Below are 16,333 nucleotides of genomic sequence, written 5' to 3'. Positions count from 1 at the left end.
GGAATATTAAGTCCGGAGCATTATTCTTGTTATTTCAGTAGCGTAATCATTGCCTGCGGCGGTCTTCATCACAATAACAAAACATGCCTGAAACTATGACAAAAATAGTCAGACACCTATCTAGCCTAGTCAAACTGGCGATTATAGTCCTCACTTTTTCGGTATTCGCCAGGTGTCATACCTGTCCATTTTTTAAAAGAGCGAAAGAAGGCAGAAGGCTCATCAAACCCCATCAAACCTGCCACATCATTAATCGACAACTGGGGAGAATTCATATAATTGATCGCCGCACCTTTTCGGCAATCATCTTTTATTTTTTGATAGGAGGTGCCTTCGTCTAATAGTCGACGACGAAGTGTAGATACCGACATGTGCAGCACATTCGCCACTTCATCTGCACTGGGCATTTCGCGACTAAAATCTTTGCCAATCATCGCGATGACCTGTGACTTCAAGCTTTTGTCATCATCAACCATCACCAAAAGCTGATAAGGCGCTGTTTTTAGAAAGCCGTGCAGGCTCTCTTCATTTTGTATGATGGGGTAATCCAAGTAGCGGGCAGGGAAAACAATCGCGTTATCATGCTGATCAAAGCGTATTTCTGAGCGAAACAAGGTTTCGTAATACTCAGCATTATCCGGTTTAGCAAAAGAGAAATAAGCCGCCTTGAGTTCCAAACGCGTTCCTATTAGCCAACTGGTAAAATGCTGCCAAACCGACAGTGATGTCCGAATTTGGTCCGGTGTTTCATTACCTAACAGCTGTGAAAACTCATCGTGCGTGAGCTCTTGAGTCGGCGCAAAAGATATTTTTGCATAACGCCCTTTGCGTATGACCACAGGCTTCACTTTAGAACCGCGGCAAATTTCGTAAAAATCGCTACAACGCCTGAGCGCCTTCTCCAACGTTTTACAATGAATGATCGAATGGCACATCATACGGAATGTACCATTTGGCACGCGGCCTCCACTGAGCATCCCAAACGATTCATCTTGGGTAATCCAGATAATACGCTGATAAAGTTGCCCGAATTTGTCAGCCGGGAACTCTGTCTGCTTTTCGATATCTTCAGGATTAATCCCAACATGGGATAGCAAATTATTAAGATCGTAACCTTGCAGCCGTGCGTGACTAAGAAGGTGCTTCACATAACCATTGGGTACAGTAATCATCCGCTCCATAGAGCCTCCCGAAGGTGTGACGTTTTTTGTTATTGTTAACTCCATTCTAAAGCCTGTTTCCTATAGATCAATTGAACTTGCGCACTCTTTTGTCATAAAAAATGGCGAGTTTTGCCATTGTTGTGCATTTGTTCAGTGTAGATGATTATTTACACGCTATACTTACCCGCAACACTCAACAAATCAAAGGGATTATTGATTTAGCAGCGTGTGCGGGTCATTTAAAAGTTGAGCGCTAAACACCCAAAGCGCTCAACTGTGCAGTATTTGAGCCGTTGCTAAAAACAATAAAAATTTTAGGTGAACGAAATGGCAATAAAAAATCTCCCTGCGAGCTCATCGGCTCCTCATGCAGCATTTAACATGCGGCGCAAGCTCTTCCCAGCACTACTAGCCACAACCATTGCAGGCCAAGCATATGGGCTAGAATTCCAACTAGGCGAAGTGGAAGGACGTTTTGACTCACAGCTATCGGTAGGCGCTAGCTGGCGTTTAAATGACGCCGACAATGACCTTATTTCTCAACCGAATGGTGGTTCAGGATCAGGTTCGGGTAGCTTTGACGATGGTACCCAGAACTTCAAACAGGGTGACACTTTCTCTCGTACCCTTAAAGGTTTTCACGAGCTATCTCTCGACTATCGCAACTTTGGCGCACGTATCAGCGGTAAATACTGGGCTGATTTTGAGCTAATGAACGGCAAACGTGGACATGGAAATACAGTCAACGGATACAGTTCTAACGATCAACTCGACGATAGTGGGTTCAACGATTATGCCAAATTTAGTGGCGCTGAGATCCTCGACGCATACGTATACGGCTACTTCGATGTGGGTAACATGCCTTTGGACGTTCGCGTGGGCCGCCAAGTCATCAACTGGGGTGAAAGCACCTTTATCCAAGGCGGCTTGAACTCCATCAACCCTCTGGACGTAAGTGCATTCCGCCGCCCTGGAGCAGAAGTAAAAGAAGCCTTATTACCTTCCACCATGGCATTCGCCTCTTTGGGCGTAACTGACAACCTCAGTATCGAAGGTTTTTATCAGTTTGGTTGGGATCAAACAGTCGAAGAAGGGTGTGGCACTTATTTTTCGGCAAACGATTTTGCATCTGAAGGGTGTAACGGCATTCGTATTAACTCCGGCGCTCTCAATGCAGTAAACGACAGCACTTATTACAATCAGCTAGGCCTCACATCCCCTTGGAGCCTTACTGGCATTAGTCCTGTGGTAGAGCGTAATAGTGACGGAGTGCGTGAAGGCAGCGATAATGATCAGTTTGGTCTAGCCGCCCGCTACTTTTCCGAATCAATGAACAATACCGAATTTGGCTTTTACTTTTCCAAATACAACAGCCGCTTACCTATCGTAAGTGGTGTAAAGACTAATCTTGTGCCCACGGACCTAGCTGCTTCGGTAACACCAGCGATTACCAGCTTAGTTACTCAACAGTTTGCAAATAGCGGTGCAGATGTAACCAATCCAACCGTCCAAGCACAGATCCAAGCAACAGTGGCGGCTAATGTTTCTGCTGTCGCCAACACAGCCCCATTAAATAGTGAATATTTCACTGAATACCCTGACGATATCAAAATGATTGGCGTGAGCTGGAACACTAACTTGGGCGATGTAGCGTGGTCTGGTGAAGTTAGCCACAAACGCGATGTCCCTATTCAAATGAATGGTCCAATGCTGGTTTCTGCCATGCTAACACTGGGTACTGACCCATCTAACCCAGCAAGCGGTATTGTTGCAGCCACACCTTATGGTGGAGTAATCCATGGCTATGAGGAATTTAATGTTACTCAGGCACAAACCACTTTCATTAAAACCATTAACAACGTCATGGGCGCTAGCCGCATGGCATTAGTCGGTGAACTAGGTTGGACTCACATCCATAACTTCGATGAAGGCCGCAATGCTATCAAATATGGCCGCAGTGGCGTATTTGGTTACACTTCATCCGATGATGATGGCTTTGTGACTCAGGATTCATTTGGCTATGTAGTTCGCTCTTCCCTTTCTTACCCGAATGCATTCTCCGGTGTGAACTTAACACCGCAAGTAAGCTTCAAGCACGGTGTTAAAGGTTATGGCCCTCAGCCGGGCGCAACCTTCAGTGAAGGTCAAAAATCACTAAACTTAAGCCTAACTGCCGACTATTTGGAACGTTACTCTGCGCAGCTGTCTTACACTAACTTCTTTGGTGGTAAGTACAACGAACTAGAAGATCGTGATTTCATCTCATTAAGTGCATCTGTTGCGTTTTGATTGTGAGAAGCAGGAGTTTATTTATGTTACTACGTACCCGTAAAATGCTGATCGCATCAGCTATCTCTTTAGCCATGAGCGGCGCTGCTTTGGCTGGTGTTTCAGCCGATCAAGCTGCCAAACTTGGTCAATCACTCACGCCATTAGGCGGAGAAAAATCAGCCAATAGTGATGGAACCATCCCAGCATGGAGCGGTACCCTTAGTGGTACTGACCGTTACTCAGATCCATTCGCTAACGAGCAGCCTTTGTTTACCATTACCGCCGCTAATGTTGATCAATACAAAGCTCACCTTTCAGACGGTCAAATTGCCATGCTGAAAAAGTACCCTGATACTTTCAGAATGCCAGTTTACCCAACGCATCGAACAGCATCTGTGCCTGCAAAAATTAATGAAGGCACCCTTAAAAATGCGACTCAAGCGAACCTAACTAGCGACGGAAATGGCATTACCGGCTTTGCCGAAGGCATTCCATTCCCAATACCGCAAAACGGCTTAGAAGCCATTTGGAACCACATCACGCGCTATCGAGGCGGGTCTGTTGAGCGTACTTTCGTGCAAGTACCCGTTCAAGCAAACGGTGCTTATACGGCAGTAAAAATTAATGAAAAAATGGCATGGCCCGGCTATTTAGCCGAAGGCTACGATGAAAAAAGCGATAACAACATCCTCTTCTACTTTGTGCAAGAAGTTCAGGCACCGGCACGCTTAACCGGTAATATCTTGCTCGTTCATGAAACCATGAACCAAGTTGAACAGCCACGGCAAGCATGGAGCTATAACGCAGGACAACGCCGCGTTCGTTTAGCGCCGCAAATTGCTTATGACGCCCCCGGCACGGCTACCGATGGTCAGCGCACAACTGACAACTTGGATATGTTTAACGGGGCTCCTGACCGCTACAATTGGAAATTAGTTGGTAAGAAAGAACTGTACATCCCGTATAACAGCTTCAAGCTGGCGGACCGTAACTTAAAATACAGTGACATCCTACAAGCGGGCCACCCAAACCCTGATCACTTGCGATACGAACTACATAGAGTGTGGCAAGTTGAAGCCACACTAAAAGAAGGCGCACGCCACGTTTACGCAAAACGTACTTTCTTTATTGATGAAGACACTTGGCAAGCCGCCATTGTCGATCATTACGATGGCCGTGGAGAATTATGGCGAGTAGGCGAAGCTCACGAAATGCAATTCCGTGATGCTCAAACGCCTTGGATTGCCGGCGAAATGCTCTACGATCTGCAATCAGGCCGTTACCTAGCCAGTGGTTTAACCAACGAAGAAGGCCAAGGCTTAGACTTTAAAGAAGTATTCAAACACAGCGACTTTACGCCGCAAGCGATTCGTCGCATGGGACGCTAACCCCTTTCCTGCAACATCCCTTTCAGCCCTGCCTCTGCAGGGCTTTTTTATATCTAGCGCTGGCCTTCCCTTTTACCTAGTAAGTGTGTTGAATAGGCGCACTTTTCTTAGCTATTACAATCCAACCGCCATGGAATACTTTACCGAGCTGGGATACACCGGCTTATTCATTGCTGCTTTTTTATCCGCGACAATCCTACCCTTAGGGTCTGTGGTCGTGCTCGCACCACTATTACTCAGCGGTTTATCGCCTAGTATGCTGGTTGTCGTTGCAACTATAGGCAACGTATTAGGATCAATGACCAATTATGCGTTGGGGTATTGGGCAAGCTTAAGCCTGATAAAAAAATGGCTAAGAATGAGCGAGGAGGAGTTTGTAAGAGCCGAGCAACACTTTAAGAAATACGGAATTATTGCCCTACTCTTTACATGGCTCCCTTTTATAGGAGACCCGCTCACTGTGTTAGCGGGTATATTACGTATTCGTTTACACTGGTTTGTTGTGCTGGTCACTGTGGGTAAAGCAGCGCGTTATATTATTGCCAGTTATTTAATCTTAAAGGTGGGCTAACCGTTATTCGTCAGCCGCTTCTCGCATGCGCTCTTGGCGAGCTTGCTCTTCGTCAAACGCATCTTTAATAGCCAGCATCACACTATCAATATCAGCACTGACATTATCATCGGTAAACTCACCGGTTAACTCTGACTGCGGCGTCAAATCCCCAGCTTCAAAAAGAGCCCACATTTCTTGCGCATAACGTGTAGCGAGTAACTCTGGAGCAAACTGCCCATAATAGTTCGTGATATTTTCTATATCACGCGTCAACATCGCTTCGGCGTTATTATTGGCAGCCGCATCAACCGCTTGAGGCAGGTCGATGATAACAGGACCTCCTTCATTGACTAACACATTAAATTCAGACAAATCACCATGTACCAAGCCAGCACACAGCATGAGCTTTACGTAGTGCATCATGACAGCATGGTCTTCAATCGCTTGCTCTGCACTCATACTCACATCGTTTAAGCGCGGCGCAACGTCACCGTCTTCATCAGTAACCATTTCCATAAGCAGCACACCGTTAAAACAACCAAACGGTTTAGGCACACGCACACCGGCTCTATCAAGTGCATATAAGGCATTCACTTCAGCGTTTTGCCACGCCTCTTCTTGCTGGTCTCGGCCAAACTTGGAATGTTTTTCCATCGCGCGTGCACGTCGACTATTGCGGACTTTGCGGCCTTCTTGGTACTGAGCCGCTTTTTTAAAGCTGCGTTTGTAGGCTTCTTTATATACCTTAGCGCAACGCACTTCGTCGCCACAGCGTACCGCGTAGACACTTGCTTCCTTACCGCTAAGTACAGCATGGAGCACTTCATCGACGATACCATCGTCTACTAATGGTTGTATTTCTTTAGGGATTTTCATGCTGCACTTTATACCCTAGTTAAGCGTGAGGTGATAGCGTGCTTACTAAATAAGCACATTCAAGTCCTTATATTTACGCATAAAAAAACCCGATTCAAGATCGGATAAAGAAAGCGACATGATCGCCAGCAATAAAGCGCCTAACAGCTTATCGAAAGGCGCACATCACGTGATGATCCCGACAGAAAAAGATCAGCACACAATACTTACTCAGATTTTCCATCCATCAAACGACGTAATTTAAGAGGATTTCCATCTTTAAGCGCTTCGGGCAACAGAGCCTGCGGCAAATCCTGATAACTCACTGGGCGAATAAAGCGATTAATCGCAGCACTACCCACCGATGTACTGCGGCTATCAGACGTTGCTGGAAATGGCCCACCGTGAACCATCGCGTGACACACTTCTACGCCAGTAGGGAAACCGTTACACAGGATACGACCCGCTTTACGCTCTAATGTAGGCAGCAGTTGAGCAGCATCGCCATAGTCTGCTTCGTCTAACTGAATCGTCGCCGTAAGCTGACCTTCTAAATGCTCTGCTACTTTTATAAACTCCGCAACATCATTACATTTTATAACCAACGAGCTAGCGCCGAAGACCTCTTCGGTTAGGCTATCATCGGCTAAGAATTGCGCTGCCGTTGTAGAGAACAAACCGGCTTGGCATTGGTTAGGGTTAGCACTGCCTTGGCCTTCACCTACCAACTCAACATTGGCGTTGTTTTTTAACGCATCAACCCCGCCTGAATACGCTTGGAAAATACCCGGTGTAAGCATAGTCTGAGTCGTTACGTCTTTTAACGCGGCTTGAGCCGCCACCAAGAAGCCATCAAGCTCAGGGCTATCAACGGCAATGACTAAGCCCGGATTAGTACAGAATTGACCAGCACCCATGGTTAATGAGCCTACAAAGCTTTTACCCAGCGCCTCACCACGAGCTTTTAATGCGGCTGGCATCAAAAACACCGGATTTATACTGCTCATTTCGGCGTAGACAGGAATAGGCTCCGGACGATTTGCAGCAATATTCATCAACGCCGTGCCGCCACTGCGAGACCCGGTAAAACCAACGGCTTTAATCAGCGGATGTTTCACCAACTCGGCGCCTACTTCACGGCCCGAGCCAAACAATAACGAAAACACACCTTCAGGCATGCCGGATTTCTTAACGGCAGTCTGAATCGCTTTACCCACCAGTTCTGACGTACCGGGATGTGCCGAATGTGCTTTCACAACAACTGGGCAGCCTGCTGCTAGGGCTGACGCCGTATCACCTCCGGCTACTGAAAAAGCGAGAGGAAAGTTACTTGCGCCAAAAACAGCCACAGGTCCTAACGCAATAGTGCGCAAGCGCAAGTCATTACGTGGCAGTGGGGCACGATCAGGCATCGCTGGGTCAATGCGTACATCTAAATAGTTACCGGTACGCACAACATTGGCGAATAATTTTAACTGCCCCATTGTACGGCCACGCTCACCTTCGATACGAGCTTGCGGCAAACCACTTTCAGCCATTGCTCGCTGCACAAGAGTATCACCCAGCGCTAAAATTTCATCAGCAATGCATTCTAAAAACTGGGCACGCTGTTCTGGGGCGGTTTCGCGATAAGCATCAAATGCAGCCCATGCAAGTTCGGCAGCTGCGTTGACATCGGCTTGCGTTCCACCATGGAAGGCTGGCGATAACTGCTCGTTGGTTGCAGGGTTGATTGCATAAATTGTTTTGCTAGTACCAGTCACGCTTTGTGAACCGATCAGCATAGAGCCTGTAATATCCATCAGCTTCTCCAGTCAGATTAGGGGTGTGCTGGAAAACCAGCAGTTCAATAACCGGAAAGCGATAGGTATCACCTAACTGAAAAACCTAACTGACACGACAAGAGCCAAAATTACCTAACTCGTTATCTACTCAGAACCCCATTCGCTGCTTATTCGAAGCGATTATGGGTTTGGTATTTTTCATAGAGGTGATAAGCACGGTAAAGGTGCTTATGCATCGCCTTCCGGGCGAGTTCAGCATCTCTAGAGCGGATAGCCGATAAGATCTCTTCGTGTTCTTCTTTAACACGCTGTAGATACGCATCGGTTGCTACCTGATCCAGATTGGTATTCACCAACTTTGCTCGTGGGATAACGTTTTTATTGAACTGCTCATAAAACTGACGGAAGAACGGGTTCTTAGTCGCTAGGCTTATCGCAAGATGAAAATCGTAATCTTCTTTGCGGGCCTGCTCGCCTCGTTCTAGCGCGTTATTGAAGGCAGCTAAGCTCTGCTCCATCCGCTGCATATCTGCACTATCGTGTCGAATGGCCGCAAATTCGGCGGCGGCGGTCTCAACACTCAAACGCATTTCAAGGATATTTAAAATATCCTCTACAGCCGTTGGGTTAATGGTATAAGCGTACATGGTTTCAGTTGGCTGACTGCGCATAACAGTCGTACCGACACCGCGTCGTGTCTCGACTAAGCCCAATGACTTAAGCTGGGTGATCGCTTCACGTATCACGGTTCGGCTCACGCCAAACAATTCACAGAGTTGATTCTCTGTAGGTAATTTTTCACCAATACCAATTGCGCCAGTCGTAATCTGACTTTCCAGTTGCTTCGCTACATGAGACGCAAGACTACCCGTTTGGCCTACGCGCTCAAATTGAAACGTCGATCCTGACTTTTCCAGATTACTCATGACACACTTATCCACAGATTACATTAGCAGTGCGTACATTACCCCAGCGTTACTTAGCGAGCAAGCGCCGGTTTTTTAGGGTCAAACGTCCAGCCTGGTATTAAGTACTGCATCGCCATGGCATCATCACGCTGACCTAAAGTTAATGTTTTATAAAGCGCATGCGCCTCTTCTAGCTTTTCACGATCGAGTTCAATGCCTAAGCCCGGCTTATTAGGGACCGTCAGTTTGCCACCCCGTATTTTTAAGGGATCTTTCGTGATTCGTTGCCCATCTTGCCAAATCCAATGGGTATCAATCGCGGTGATTTCGCCAGGGCAAGCAGCGGCCACGTGCGTCATCATCGCCAACGAAATATCAAAATGGTTATTACTGTGCGACCCCCATGTCATGCCCCATTCGTTGCATAACTCGCCAACCGCAACAGCACCTTGCATTGTCCAGAAATGACAATCGGCCAACGGAATATCCACCGCATCCAAGCGCACCGTATTACGGAACTGTTGCCAGTCTGTGGCGATCATATTAGTGGCTGTTTTAAGACCCGTTAAACGCTTAAACTCGGCCATCGTTTCACGGCCTGACCAAGCCCCTTCTTGACCACACGGGTCTTCGGCGTAACTAAGCATGTGTTTAATTGGCGTGAGATACTCGACGGCTTGTTTAAGTGTCCAAGCGCCATTAGGGTCTAGCGTCAAACGAGCTTCGGGGAAGACATCATATAAAGCAGCTATACACTCAGCTTCCTGATGGCCATCTAGTACACCACCTTTGAGTTTAAAATCTTTAAAGCCATATCGATCAAACGCAGCCTTAGCCAAGTTCGCAATGGCCTCTGGTGTTAAGGCTTCTTGCGTTCTAACAAGGTCCCATTCATCGGCGGGATTAGTACAAACAGGGTAAGGCAAATCAGTTTTCTTGGGATCGCCGAGCAGAAACAGGTAACCCAGCACTTCAACTTCATCGCGTTGCTTGCCAAATTGCCCTAACAAGTCAGCAACCGGTAAACCCATGTTTTGACCTGCTAGGTCCAACAACGCCGACTCAATACCCGTAATTACGTGCACAGATGTGCGTAAATCGAATGTTTGATTACCGCGCACATCATCCGCTTGACCAGAGGTTGCAGCTCGGACTTGACTGATGATCGATTTCCACTGCATTACGCTTTGGCCTTCGACCAACTCGCGACATTTTTCCAGTGTATTGATAATCGACGTCGTTGCTGGAATTTCACCCAAGCCTATGTTGCCTGCATCATCTTCTAAAACAACCACGGTTCGAATGAACCAAGGAGCATGACCACCACTTAAATTAAGCAAAAAACCATCATATCCGGCAACCGGAACTACCTGCATTTTTGTTATCGTAGTAAACATGGTGAACTCTCTTACCGATAATTATGTTTATAAATTTGCGTCGATAATTTTTTTCAACGCTGCGTAATGTGCATCGCTAGGATCAGTTAAGGGTGCGCGAACTGAACCCGCAGAGCGGCCGATAATAGCGGCGCCCGCCTTTATTAAGCTCACGGCATAACCTTTCTTCTCGTCGCGTAATCGACAAAATGGAATAAAGAAATCTTGAATAATCGAAGTAACCGTCGCTTTATCGCCTGCACGTAACGCTGTGTAAAACTTCATAGCCATCTCTGGCATAAAATTAAAAACAGCCGATGAGTAAGTATTTACGCCAATCGATAAGTAGCCCTCAGCAAAAATCTCAGCTGTTGGCACGCCACCTATGTAAACCAAGCGGTCGCCAACCGTTTTAATGGTGTCGTTTAGCATCGCAATATTGCCCACGCCATCTTTGAGTGCGACCAAATTAGGATTTTCGTCAGCTAGTTTTTGGACAGAGTCCGTCCCCAGAATACCGTTTCCACGGTTATAGTAGATAAACTGAATTGAGCTGCTTTGCATAATTTCAGTAGCGTATTGCACGATACCGTCTTCTGGACATTCAGTTAAAAATGGAGGCATTAACAAGATACCATCACAACCAGCTTCTTCTGCCACTTTTACGTAACGTTTAGCATCCGCCACACTGCGTCCTGCTGATGCGATCACCGGTACCCTTCCAGCGACCGTTTCTACTGCCACCTTCACGATTTGCTCATAGTCAGACATATCTAACGAAAAGAACTCACCCGTACCACCAGCAACAAAAATTGAGGATACACCCTGTTCTACAAACCATTCCAAACGCTGACGATAGGTGTCGGCGTTAAATTGGCCATTGCTATCAAAGTCAGTGATTGGGAACGATAAAAGACCATCACCTAACGCTTGACGAATGTTCTCTAAAGAAAAGCTCATATTTTCTATCCTCAATTTTTATTCAGATTTTTCAGCCGCTCACATTAGCGACTGTGAGTCAGTCGGAATCATTGGTGCTAGACCAATATATTATGTTATTTGTAATACATCATACAACATACAATTCAAGTTACAAGATGAAACATCGATATTTCGTGCTTTAAGTCACCGGAGCAGGGTTAAAAAGAACCAAGTCGTTATGTAAACCCAGTTTATCGGCGGCGACTTGCTGGCGACCGCTAGCGACCTCAATAATCATATGAAAGAGTTCCCAACCGGCCTCTTCCAGCGTGATCTCTTTGGTAGCGATTCGTCCCGCATCCAGATCGATCAAATCATGCCAACGCTTACCTAATGTCGAGTTGGTTGATACTTTAATGACTGGCGCTACTTCAAGGCCGTACGGTGTGCCACGCCCCGTAGTAAAAACTTGAATATTCATACCTGAAGCAAACTGCAAAGTACCGCAAATAAAGTCACTGGCCGGTGTGGCCGCAAAGTTCAAACCCCGTTTGCGTATCCGCTCACCAGGACTTAATACATCAACGATTGAGCTATTACCGGATTTAGTGATCGACCCTAACGACTTTTCAACGATGTTATTCAAGCCACCCTTTTTATTTCCGGGGGTTGTATTAGCGCTACGATCGGCCTGACCTTGGCTTAAATAGTCATCAAACCACTGCATTTCACGCAACAGAGCTTTTCCAACCTCCACCGTTTCTGCCCGTGGCGTTAATAAATGGATGGCATCACGTACTTCGGAGACTTCTGAAAACATGACAGAACCGCCGGCACGCACGATTAAATCCGATGCAATACCAACGGCAGGATTGGCGGTAACCCCCGAAAAGGCATCACTGCCACCACATTGCATGCCGACCACCAGCTCGGATATCGGACATGTTTCTCGACGCCGTTGATTTAAACGCTCAAGGTGAGATTCAGCCATTTCCATAATGTGGTCGACCATGTCTTGAAAGCCATGGTGGTTTTCATCTTGCAAACTTACAACATGGTCTTGCAGCATTTTTGCTGCATCCGAGTTAGGTAATAGGTTAATCGTTTGGGCCTCGTCGATTTCTAATAACCGCGAAGGTGATAACTTCTCACAACCTAAGCCAACGACCATTACCTCTCCACCAAAATTAGGGTTCTTGGCGATATTCTGTAGCGTTCTAATCGGCACGATAGCCGCCGGAGCCGTTATGGCAACCCCACAACCATAGGTATGATTCAAGGCGACGACACCATCCACATTGGGGAACTTGGGCAAGAGTGTTTGCTTAATGAGCTTCACCACATACTCAGTGATACCCGCCACACATTGCACACTGGTACTGATACCGAGTAGGTTTTTTGTTCCCACACTACCATCCGCATTGCGATAGCCTTCAAAGGTATAACCCTCAAGCGGCTCTACGTTTGGCTTGGCACGGGTGGCTAAAGGCAAATCGGCCAACTTAGGCGGCGTTGGCATATCCACAACGGCCTCTGAAACCCAAGACCCTTGTTGAATATCATGCTTGGCGTACCCTACCACCTCGTTATAGCGTCGCACTTCCCCCCCTTTTATGATGTGGCTAAGGGCTAATTTATGGCCTTGCGGAATCGCTTCTACCAATGTGACCCCATCATCCAAAACGGCACCGGCAGGCGCACCACCTTGGTTAATTACAATAACGACGTTGTCGTTTGGGTGAACCTTGATTGTTGAATAAGGGCTCGTTACTTCACTCATGGTCATTATTCCTATGTCATCAAGGTTAAACAGACGCTTTTGCTGCTTTGGATTTACGATGAACCAAAATAGAAAAGACAACAGATGCTAAAATTAGCAGCCATAGAGCAACTGCAATGGGGCTTTTGGTGAAAAAGATCGTTAACGTGCCGTAAGACTCTAAACTCTTAACAAAGTACACCTCAGCTGATCCACCTAAGATAAAGCCAATCACTAAAGGCGCTATTTCTAAGCCGATCTTCGTCGCGACCCACCCAAATACACCAAAAATCAACAAGGTCCACACATCAAACATAATGCCGTAATTAATGGCATAGGCACCCACAACACACATCATGATAATGATTGGATAAAGAATGAACTTAGGCACTAAAACGACTTTAGCGATATAGCGAATGGCGTAAAACATCACTGCAAACATAACTAGGTTTGCAAACAGTAAAGCCGTGATCATGGCGTACCATGTATCGATATTTTCACCGATAAACAATGGCCCTACTTGTAACCCTTGCAGGGTAAACGCACCGATCAATACCGCCGTTGTGCTATCGCCAGGGATGCCCAGTGACAATAAAGGAATCAGTGCACCACCAGTTAACCCGTTGTTAGCCGACTCAGATGCAACCAAACCTTCTGGCGCACCTTTACCCATTTTCTCAGGGTTTTTAGATAAGTTCTTTTGCTGTGTATATGCCAATACAGAAGCGGCACTGCCTCCAATGCCTGGCAACATGCCAATGAAGGTACCAATGGTGGATGAACGTACTAAATTAACGAACTGATTACGGAACACACGAAACTGGAACGGCGCGCCATTGGATAGCTGCACTTTACGTTCAGCACTTTCTTCTTTCACGCCTTTCTCGGCTTGCTCGATAATGGTCGCAATACCAAATAAACCGATTAATACAGGCAGCAAAGAAAAGCCGGATTCTAAATAAGGTTCCATGAATTCGAACATTAAACGGTATTCACCATTGCCTCCGTTAGACACGTCGTAAGTACCAATCAAGCTCAAGAACACCCCAATAAGACCACTGAATATACCGACCAGCATATTTCTTGATAATGATGCTATGACAGTAAGTGCGAACAAAATCATCAAAAACTTCTCAACATACGAGAACTTGATCGCAAAGTCTGATAACAGTGGTGCAAAGAAAAACAGCACAACCGCACTGAACAAGCCGCCAAACAAAGAGGCCACTATACAAATCTTAAGCGCTCGCTCAGCTTCACCTTTTTGCGCCATTGGATAGCCATCAAACGTGGTGGTAATAGAAGACGGTGTACCAGGGATATTCAATAGTATGGCCGGAACTAGGCCGCCAGATATCCCGCCCACGTACAAACCAAGCAGCAGAGCCAACCCTTCTTGTAAGCCTAACGAATAAGTTAACGGCAAACACACAGCCACAGCCATGGTTGCTGTCATACCGGGTATCGCACCGAAGATAATACCAACCACAGCACCCGCTGCCGCTAGTAAAAAAAACACCGGCGATAATAGATCAAAAAATTCCATATGAGTCTCCTGTGCCCTACTTTACGGTAACGATATGTTGAACATTTGCCCCAAGAGGAACCATACAAATAGCGGTGCGATAATCGCATTGGCGCCAATAAGCATGATGAGCTTGGGTGTTCGTTGATGCAGGTATACAAAAGAGAGTAAGAACATAAACGGTATAGAGGCCAGCAAGAACCCCATCCCCATATTAGGTATTAGTTGGCCAATGTAATCCATGGCCACAAAATATAAGGGGATTAATGCCAGCGTCGCGACTAAACGTAACTTGTCAGCATGAGGTTCGAAAAATTGAAAGCGCGTTCCTTCACCTGATAATGCAGCGCGTATACGGCCCACATTACTTACTACAATCCAGAGCAACAACACCGCCAACAGCACCATTACAATCCGAGGAAAGTAGAGATGAGACTGGTCAAAATCGATCGTTATCTCTAATAAGGAAGAGAGTGACTGAGCCATACCCACTCCAAATACAGTTAAAGTCATTCGAAAAGAAGTAGAGCAGCCCAAAAGCTAACTCTACTTCCTACAACTAGCGCTGTGCGCTACTTATTTTTGCAACGCTTTGATAATCGAAGAATACTGATCACGCTTACCTTTCAGGTATGCTTGGCTATCAGCCGCGGTGCGAAAATTGGGGATGAAGAACGACTTTTTCAGCTCTTCTTGCACTTCGCCGTCAGCAAACACTTCAGTTAACGCTTTATCGATAAAAGCAATCACCTTAGGGTCTGTTTTCTTGTTGTAGATAAAGAAGAACTCTTTATCGAATGTGAAGTTTTGATCGGCGCTCATAGGCACTTCAACAGCCGGGTTTGCAAACGATAATAGTTGCTCACGGCTTGTTTCACCTAAGCCTTCTTCATGTGCCTGTTCAAGCGTTGAACCTTTTGCAGTCAACCATAAAAAGCTCATCGCCTTTTGATCATCAGCAGGTAAGCGAGTGTATTGCTCATTGGCTTGCACGCTACCGTTGATCACATCCGCAAGGCCATCAAACAGTGCTTGGTTTTTATCAGATTGAGAACCGGTATTTAGCGCTACCACATTATCCTCTTGGCCTGGGTGCGCCAAACGCACGGCATTTTTCATGGCCGTAAAACCAATTTCAGAAACCCCACCCGGCTGAATAGCCACACGGACTTCTTTACCATTACCAGCGGCTTCTAAGACCTCTGCCATATTCTTATAAGGCGAGCTTTTAGGCACTAGATAACCATTGCCTGGGTTGGTAGCAAACGTTTGGCCTACGATGAAGTTATCAAACGGATTCTCGTAGCCTTTTTTGCCATACAGCTCACCTAAGTAAGCTTGATCATGAAAGATCATAATCGTGCTGCCATTGGGCACTCGCTTTAGCGCCTTGTAAGCCGCCGAAAAACCAACCGCATCGACTTTAATGTTTGTGTCTATTTTTTTAGCCAAGGCCTGCGTAATAATTGAAGACGCTTGGTAAGTATCACCACCTGTCGATTTAGAACCAATAACCACGCGAATGTTGCCGCGGATAGGGTTGTCATCAGCAAATGAGTAAAGTGGTGCAGTCAGCGTTGCAGCAAGCAAAGCTGCTTGTGCACTAATGAGCAATCGTTTCATAACCGTTTTCCTGTTAATTGTTCTTGTAAGAAAAAAGTATCTTCAGTGACTTTTATTGGCAGAACTACATGAATAAATCTTTGTTTATCTATTGAAGCTCTCCACCGAATTCGTAATAAATCATACATCATACAAACCAAGTTACAACCGTTTTTTATTCGCATGAAACACAGCGCTGTGCGACAAGATGTCGCTTAGCTCCATCAT

General features: G+C 46.2%; 13 protein-coding genes. 3 read left to right on the top strand and 10 right to left on the bottom strand.

Features of this window, described 5'->3' with window-relative positions; translation table 11 throughout:
- Positions 1-125: 125 nt before the first annotated feature.
- On the bottom strand, positions 126-1,226 hold the full coding sequence (locus OW491_RS00395) for an AraC family transcriptional regulator (protein WP_246283268.1): 1,101 nt from the start codon (positions 1,224-1,226) through the stop codon (positions 126-128).
- A gap of 264 nt (positions 1,227-1,490) precedes the next feature.
- Here OW491_RS00395 and OW491_RS00390 point away from each other — a divergent pair, with 264 nt between their 5' ends.
- From OW491_RS00390 to OW491_RS00380, 3 genes are all read left to right on the top strand, one after another.
- Entirely contained in the window at positions 1,491-3,452 is a 1,962-nt protein-coding gene (locus tag OW491_RS00390; protein WP_083610109.1) for a DUF1302 domain-containing protein, read from the top strand.
- A gap of 23 nt (positions 3,453-3,475) precedes the next feature.
- Positions 3,476-4,822, top strand: a complete 1,347-nt coding sequence (locus OW491_RS00385; RefSeq protein WP_215151374.1) for a DUF1329 domain-containing protein — start codon at positions 3,476-3,478, stop codon at positions 4,820-4,822.
- Between the two features lie 130 nt (positions 4,823-4,952).
- Positions 4,953-5,393, top strand: coding sequence for a YqaA family protein (locus tag OW491_RS00380; RefSeq protein ID WP_075173663.1), 441 nt, complete (start codon positions 4,953-4,955; stop codon positions 5,391-5,393).
- A gap of 3 nt (positions 5,394-5,396) precedes the next feature.
- On the opposite strand, the gene OW491_RS00375 is transcribed toward OW491_RS00380, so the two are convergent.
- The 9 genes from OW491_RS00375 to OW491_RS00335 all read right to left on the bottom strand — a co-directional run bounded on the left by OW491_RS00375 (position 5,397) and on the right by OW491_RS00335 (position 16,126).
- Positions 5,397-6,251, bottom strand: coding sequence for a PA4780 family RIO1-like protein kinase (locus OW491_RS00375; protein ID WP_290034342.1), 855 nt, complete (start codon positions 6,249-6,251; stop codon positions 5,397-5,399).
- Positions 6,252-6,457: 206 nt separating this feature from the next.
- On the bottom strand, positions 6,458-8,032 hold the full coding sequence (locus tag OW491_RS00370; RefSeq protein ID WP_290034341.1) for an aldehyde dehydrogenase (NADP(+)): 1,575 nt from the start codon (positions 8,030-8,032) through the stop codon (positions 6,458-6,460).
- A 149-nt stretch (positions 8,033-8,181) separates the two neighbouring features.
- The gene (locus tag OW491_RS00365; protein ID WP_075173660.1) at positions 8,182-8,940 is read right to left on the bottom strand and encodes a FadR/GntR family transcriptional regulator; all 759 of its coding nucleotides are present in this window, start codon (positions 8,938-8,940) and stop codon (positions 8,182-8,184) included.
- 53 nt (positions 8,941-8,993) lie between these two features.
- Entirely contained in the window at positions 8,994-10,319 is a 1,326-nt protein-coding gene (locus OW491_RS00360; protein WP_290034340.1) for an enolase C-terminal domain-like protein, read from the bottom strand.
- 27 nt (positions 10,320-10,346) lie between these two features.
- Entirely contained in the window at positions 10,347-11,258 is a 912-nt protein-coding gene (gene kdgD / locus OW491_RS00355) for a 5-dehydro-4-deoxyglucarate dehydratase (RefSeq protein WP_215151369.1), read from the bottom strand.
- A gap of 160 nt (positions 11,259-11,418) precedes the next feature.
- Positions 11,419-12,999 (bottom strand): galactarate dehydratase, encoded by a 1,581-nt coding sequence (gene garD, locus OW491_RS00350; protein WP_290034338.1) that lies wholly within the window; start codon positions 12,997-12,999, stop codon positions 11,419-11,421.
- A gap of 25 nt (positions 13,000-13,024) precedes the next feature.
- Entirely contained in the window at positions 13,025-14,524 is a 1,500-nt protein-coding gene (locus tag OW491_RS00345; protein ID WP_075173656.1) for a tripartite tricarboxylate transporter permease, read from the bottom strand.
- 21 nt (positions 14,525-14,545) lie between these two features.
- Complete coding sequence (locus OW491_RS00340) at positions 14,546-14,989, bottom strand: tripartite tricarboxylate transporter TctB family protein (RefSeq protein ID WP_175574760.1); 444 nt, start codon at positions 14,987-14,989, stop codon at positions 14,546-14,548.
- A 90-nt stretch (positions 14,990-15,079) separates the two neighbouring features.
- A complete protein-coding gene (locus tag OW491_RS00335; RefSeq protein ID WP_075173654.1) occupies positions 15,080-16,126 on the bottom strand; it encodes an ABC transporter substrate-binding protein in 1,047 nt (348 codons plus the stop codon).
- Positions 16,127-16,333: the final 207 nt, after the last annotated feature.

Source organism: Neptunomonas sp. CHC150 (assembly GCF_030397555.1).
Classification (GTDB): Bacteria; Pseudomonadota; Gammaproteobacteria; order Pseudomonadales; family Balneatricaceae; genus Neptunomonas; species Neptunomonas phycophila.
Note: the sequence above shows the minus strand (reverse complement) of the source record. Positions and strands in the feature narration are given on the sequence as shown.

What these genes read in the sequence shown, in the direction of transcription:
- kdgD (WP_215151369.1), bottom strand. Translation starts at nt 11,258, where the DNA reads ATGAGCTTTTCTTTAGAGAACATTCGTCAAGCGTTAGGTGATGGTCTT.
- OW491_RS00390 (WP_083610109.1), top strand. Translation starts at nt 1,491, where the DNA reads ATGGCAATAAAAAATCTCCCTGCGAGCTCATCGGCTCCTCATGCAGCA.
- OW491_RS00340 (WP_175574760.1), bottom strand. Translation starts at nt 14,989, where the DNA reads ATGGCTCAGTCACTCTCTTCCTTATTAGAGATAACGATCGATTTTGAC.
- OW491_RS00360 (WP_290034340.1), bottom strand. Translation starts at nt 10,319, where the DNA reads ATGTTTACTACGATAACAAAAATGCAGGTAGTTCCGGTTGCCGGATAT.
- OW491_RS00365 (WP_075173660.1), bottom strand. Translation starts at nt 8,940, where the DNA reads ATGAGTAATCTGGAAAAGTCAGGATCGACGTTTCAATTTGAGCGCGTA.
- OW491_RS00385 (WP_215151374.1), top strand. Translation starts at nt 3,476, where the DNA reads ATGTTACTACGTACCCGTAAAATGCTGATCGCATCAGCTATCTCTTTA.
- OW491_RS00375 (WP_290034342.1), bottom strand. Translation starts at nt 6,251, where the DNA reads ATGAAAATCCCTAAAGAAATACAACCATTAGTAGACGATGGTATCGTC.
- OW491_RS00380 (WP_075173663.1), top strand. Translation starts at nt 4,953, where the DNA reads ATGGAATACTTTACCGAGCTGGGATACACCGGCTTATTCATTGCTGCT.
- OW491_RS00345 (WP_075173656.1), bottom strand. Translation starts at nt 14,524, where the DNA reads ATGGAATTTTTTGATCTATTATCGCCGGTGTTTTTTTTACTAGCGGCA.
- OW491_RS00335 (WP_075173654.1), bottom strand. Translation starts at nt 16,126, where the DNA reads ATGAAACGATTGCTCATTAGTGCACAAGCAGCTTTGCTTGCTGCAACG.
- garD (WP_290034338.1), bottom strand. Translation starts at nt 12,999, where the DNA reads ATGAGTGAAGTAACGAGCCCTTATTCAACAATCAAGGTTCACCCAAAC.
- OW491_RS00395 (WP_246283268.1), bottom strand. Translation starts at nt 1,226, where the DNA reads ATGGAGTTAACAATAACAAAAAACGTCACACCTTCGGGAGGCTCTATG.
- OW491_RS00370 (WP_290034341.1), bottom strand. Translation starts at nt 8,032, where the DNA reads ATGGATATTACAGGCTCTATGCTGATCGGTTCACAAAGCGTGACTGGT.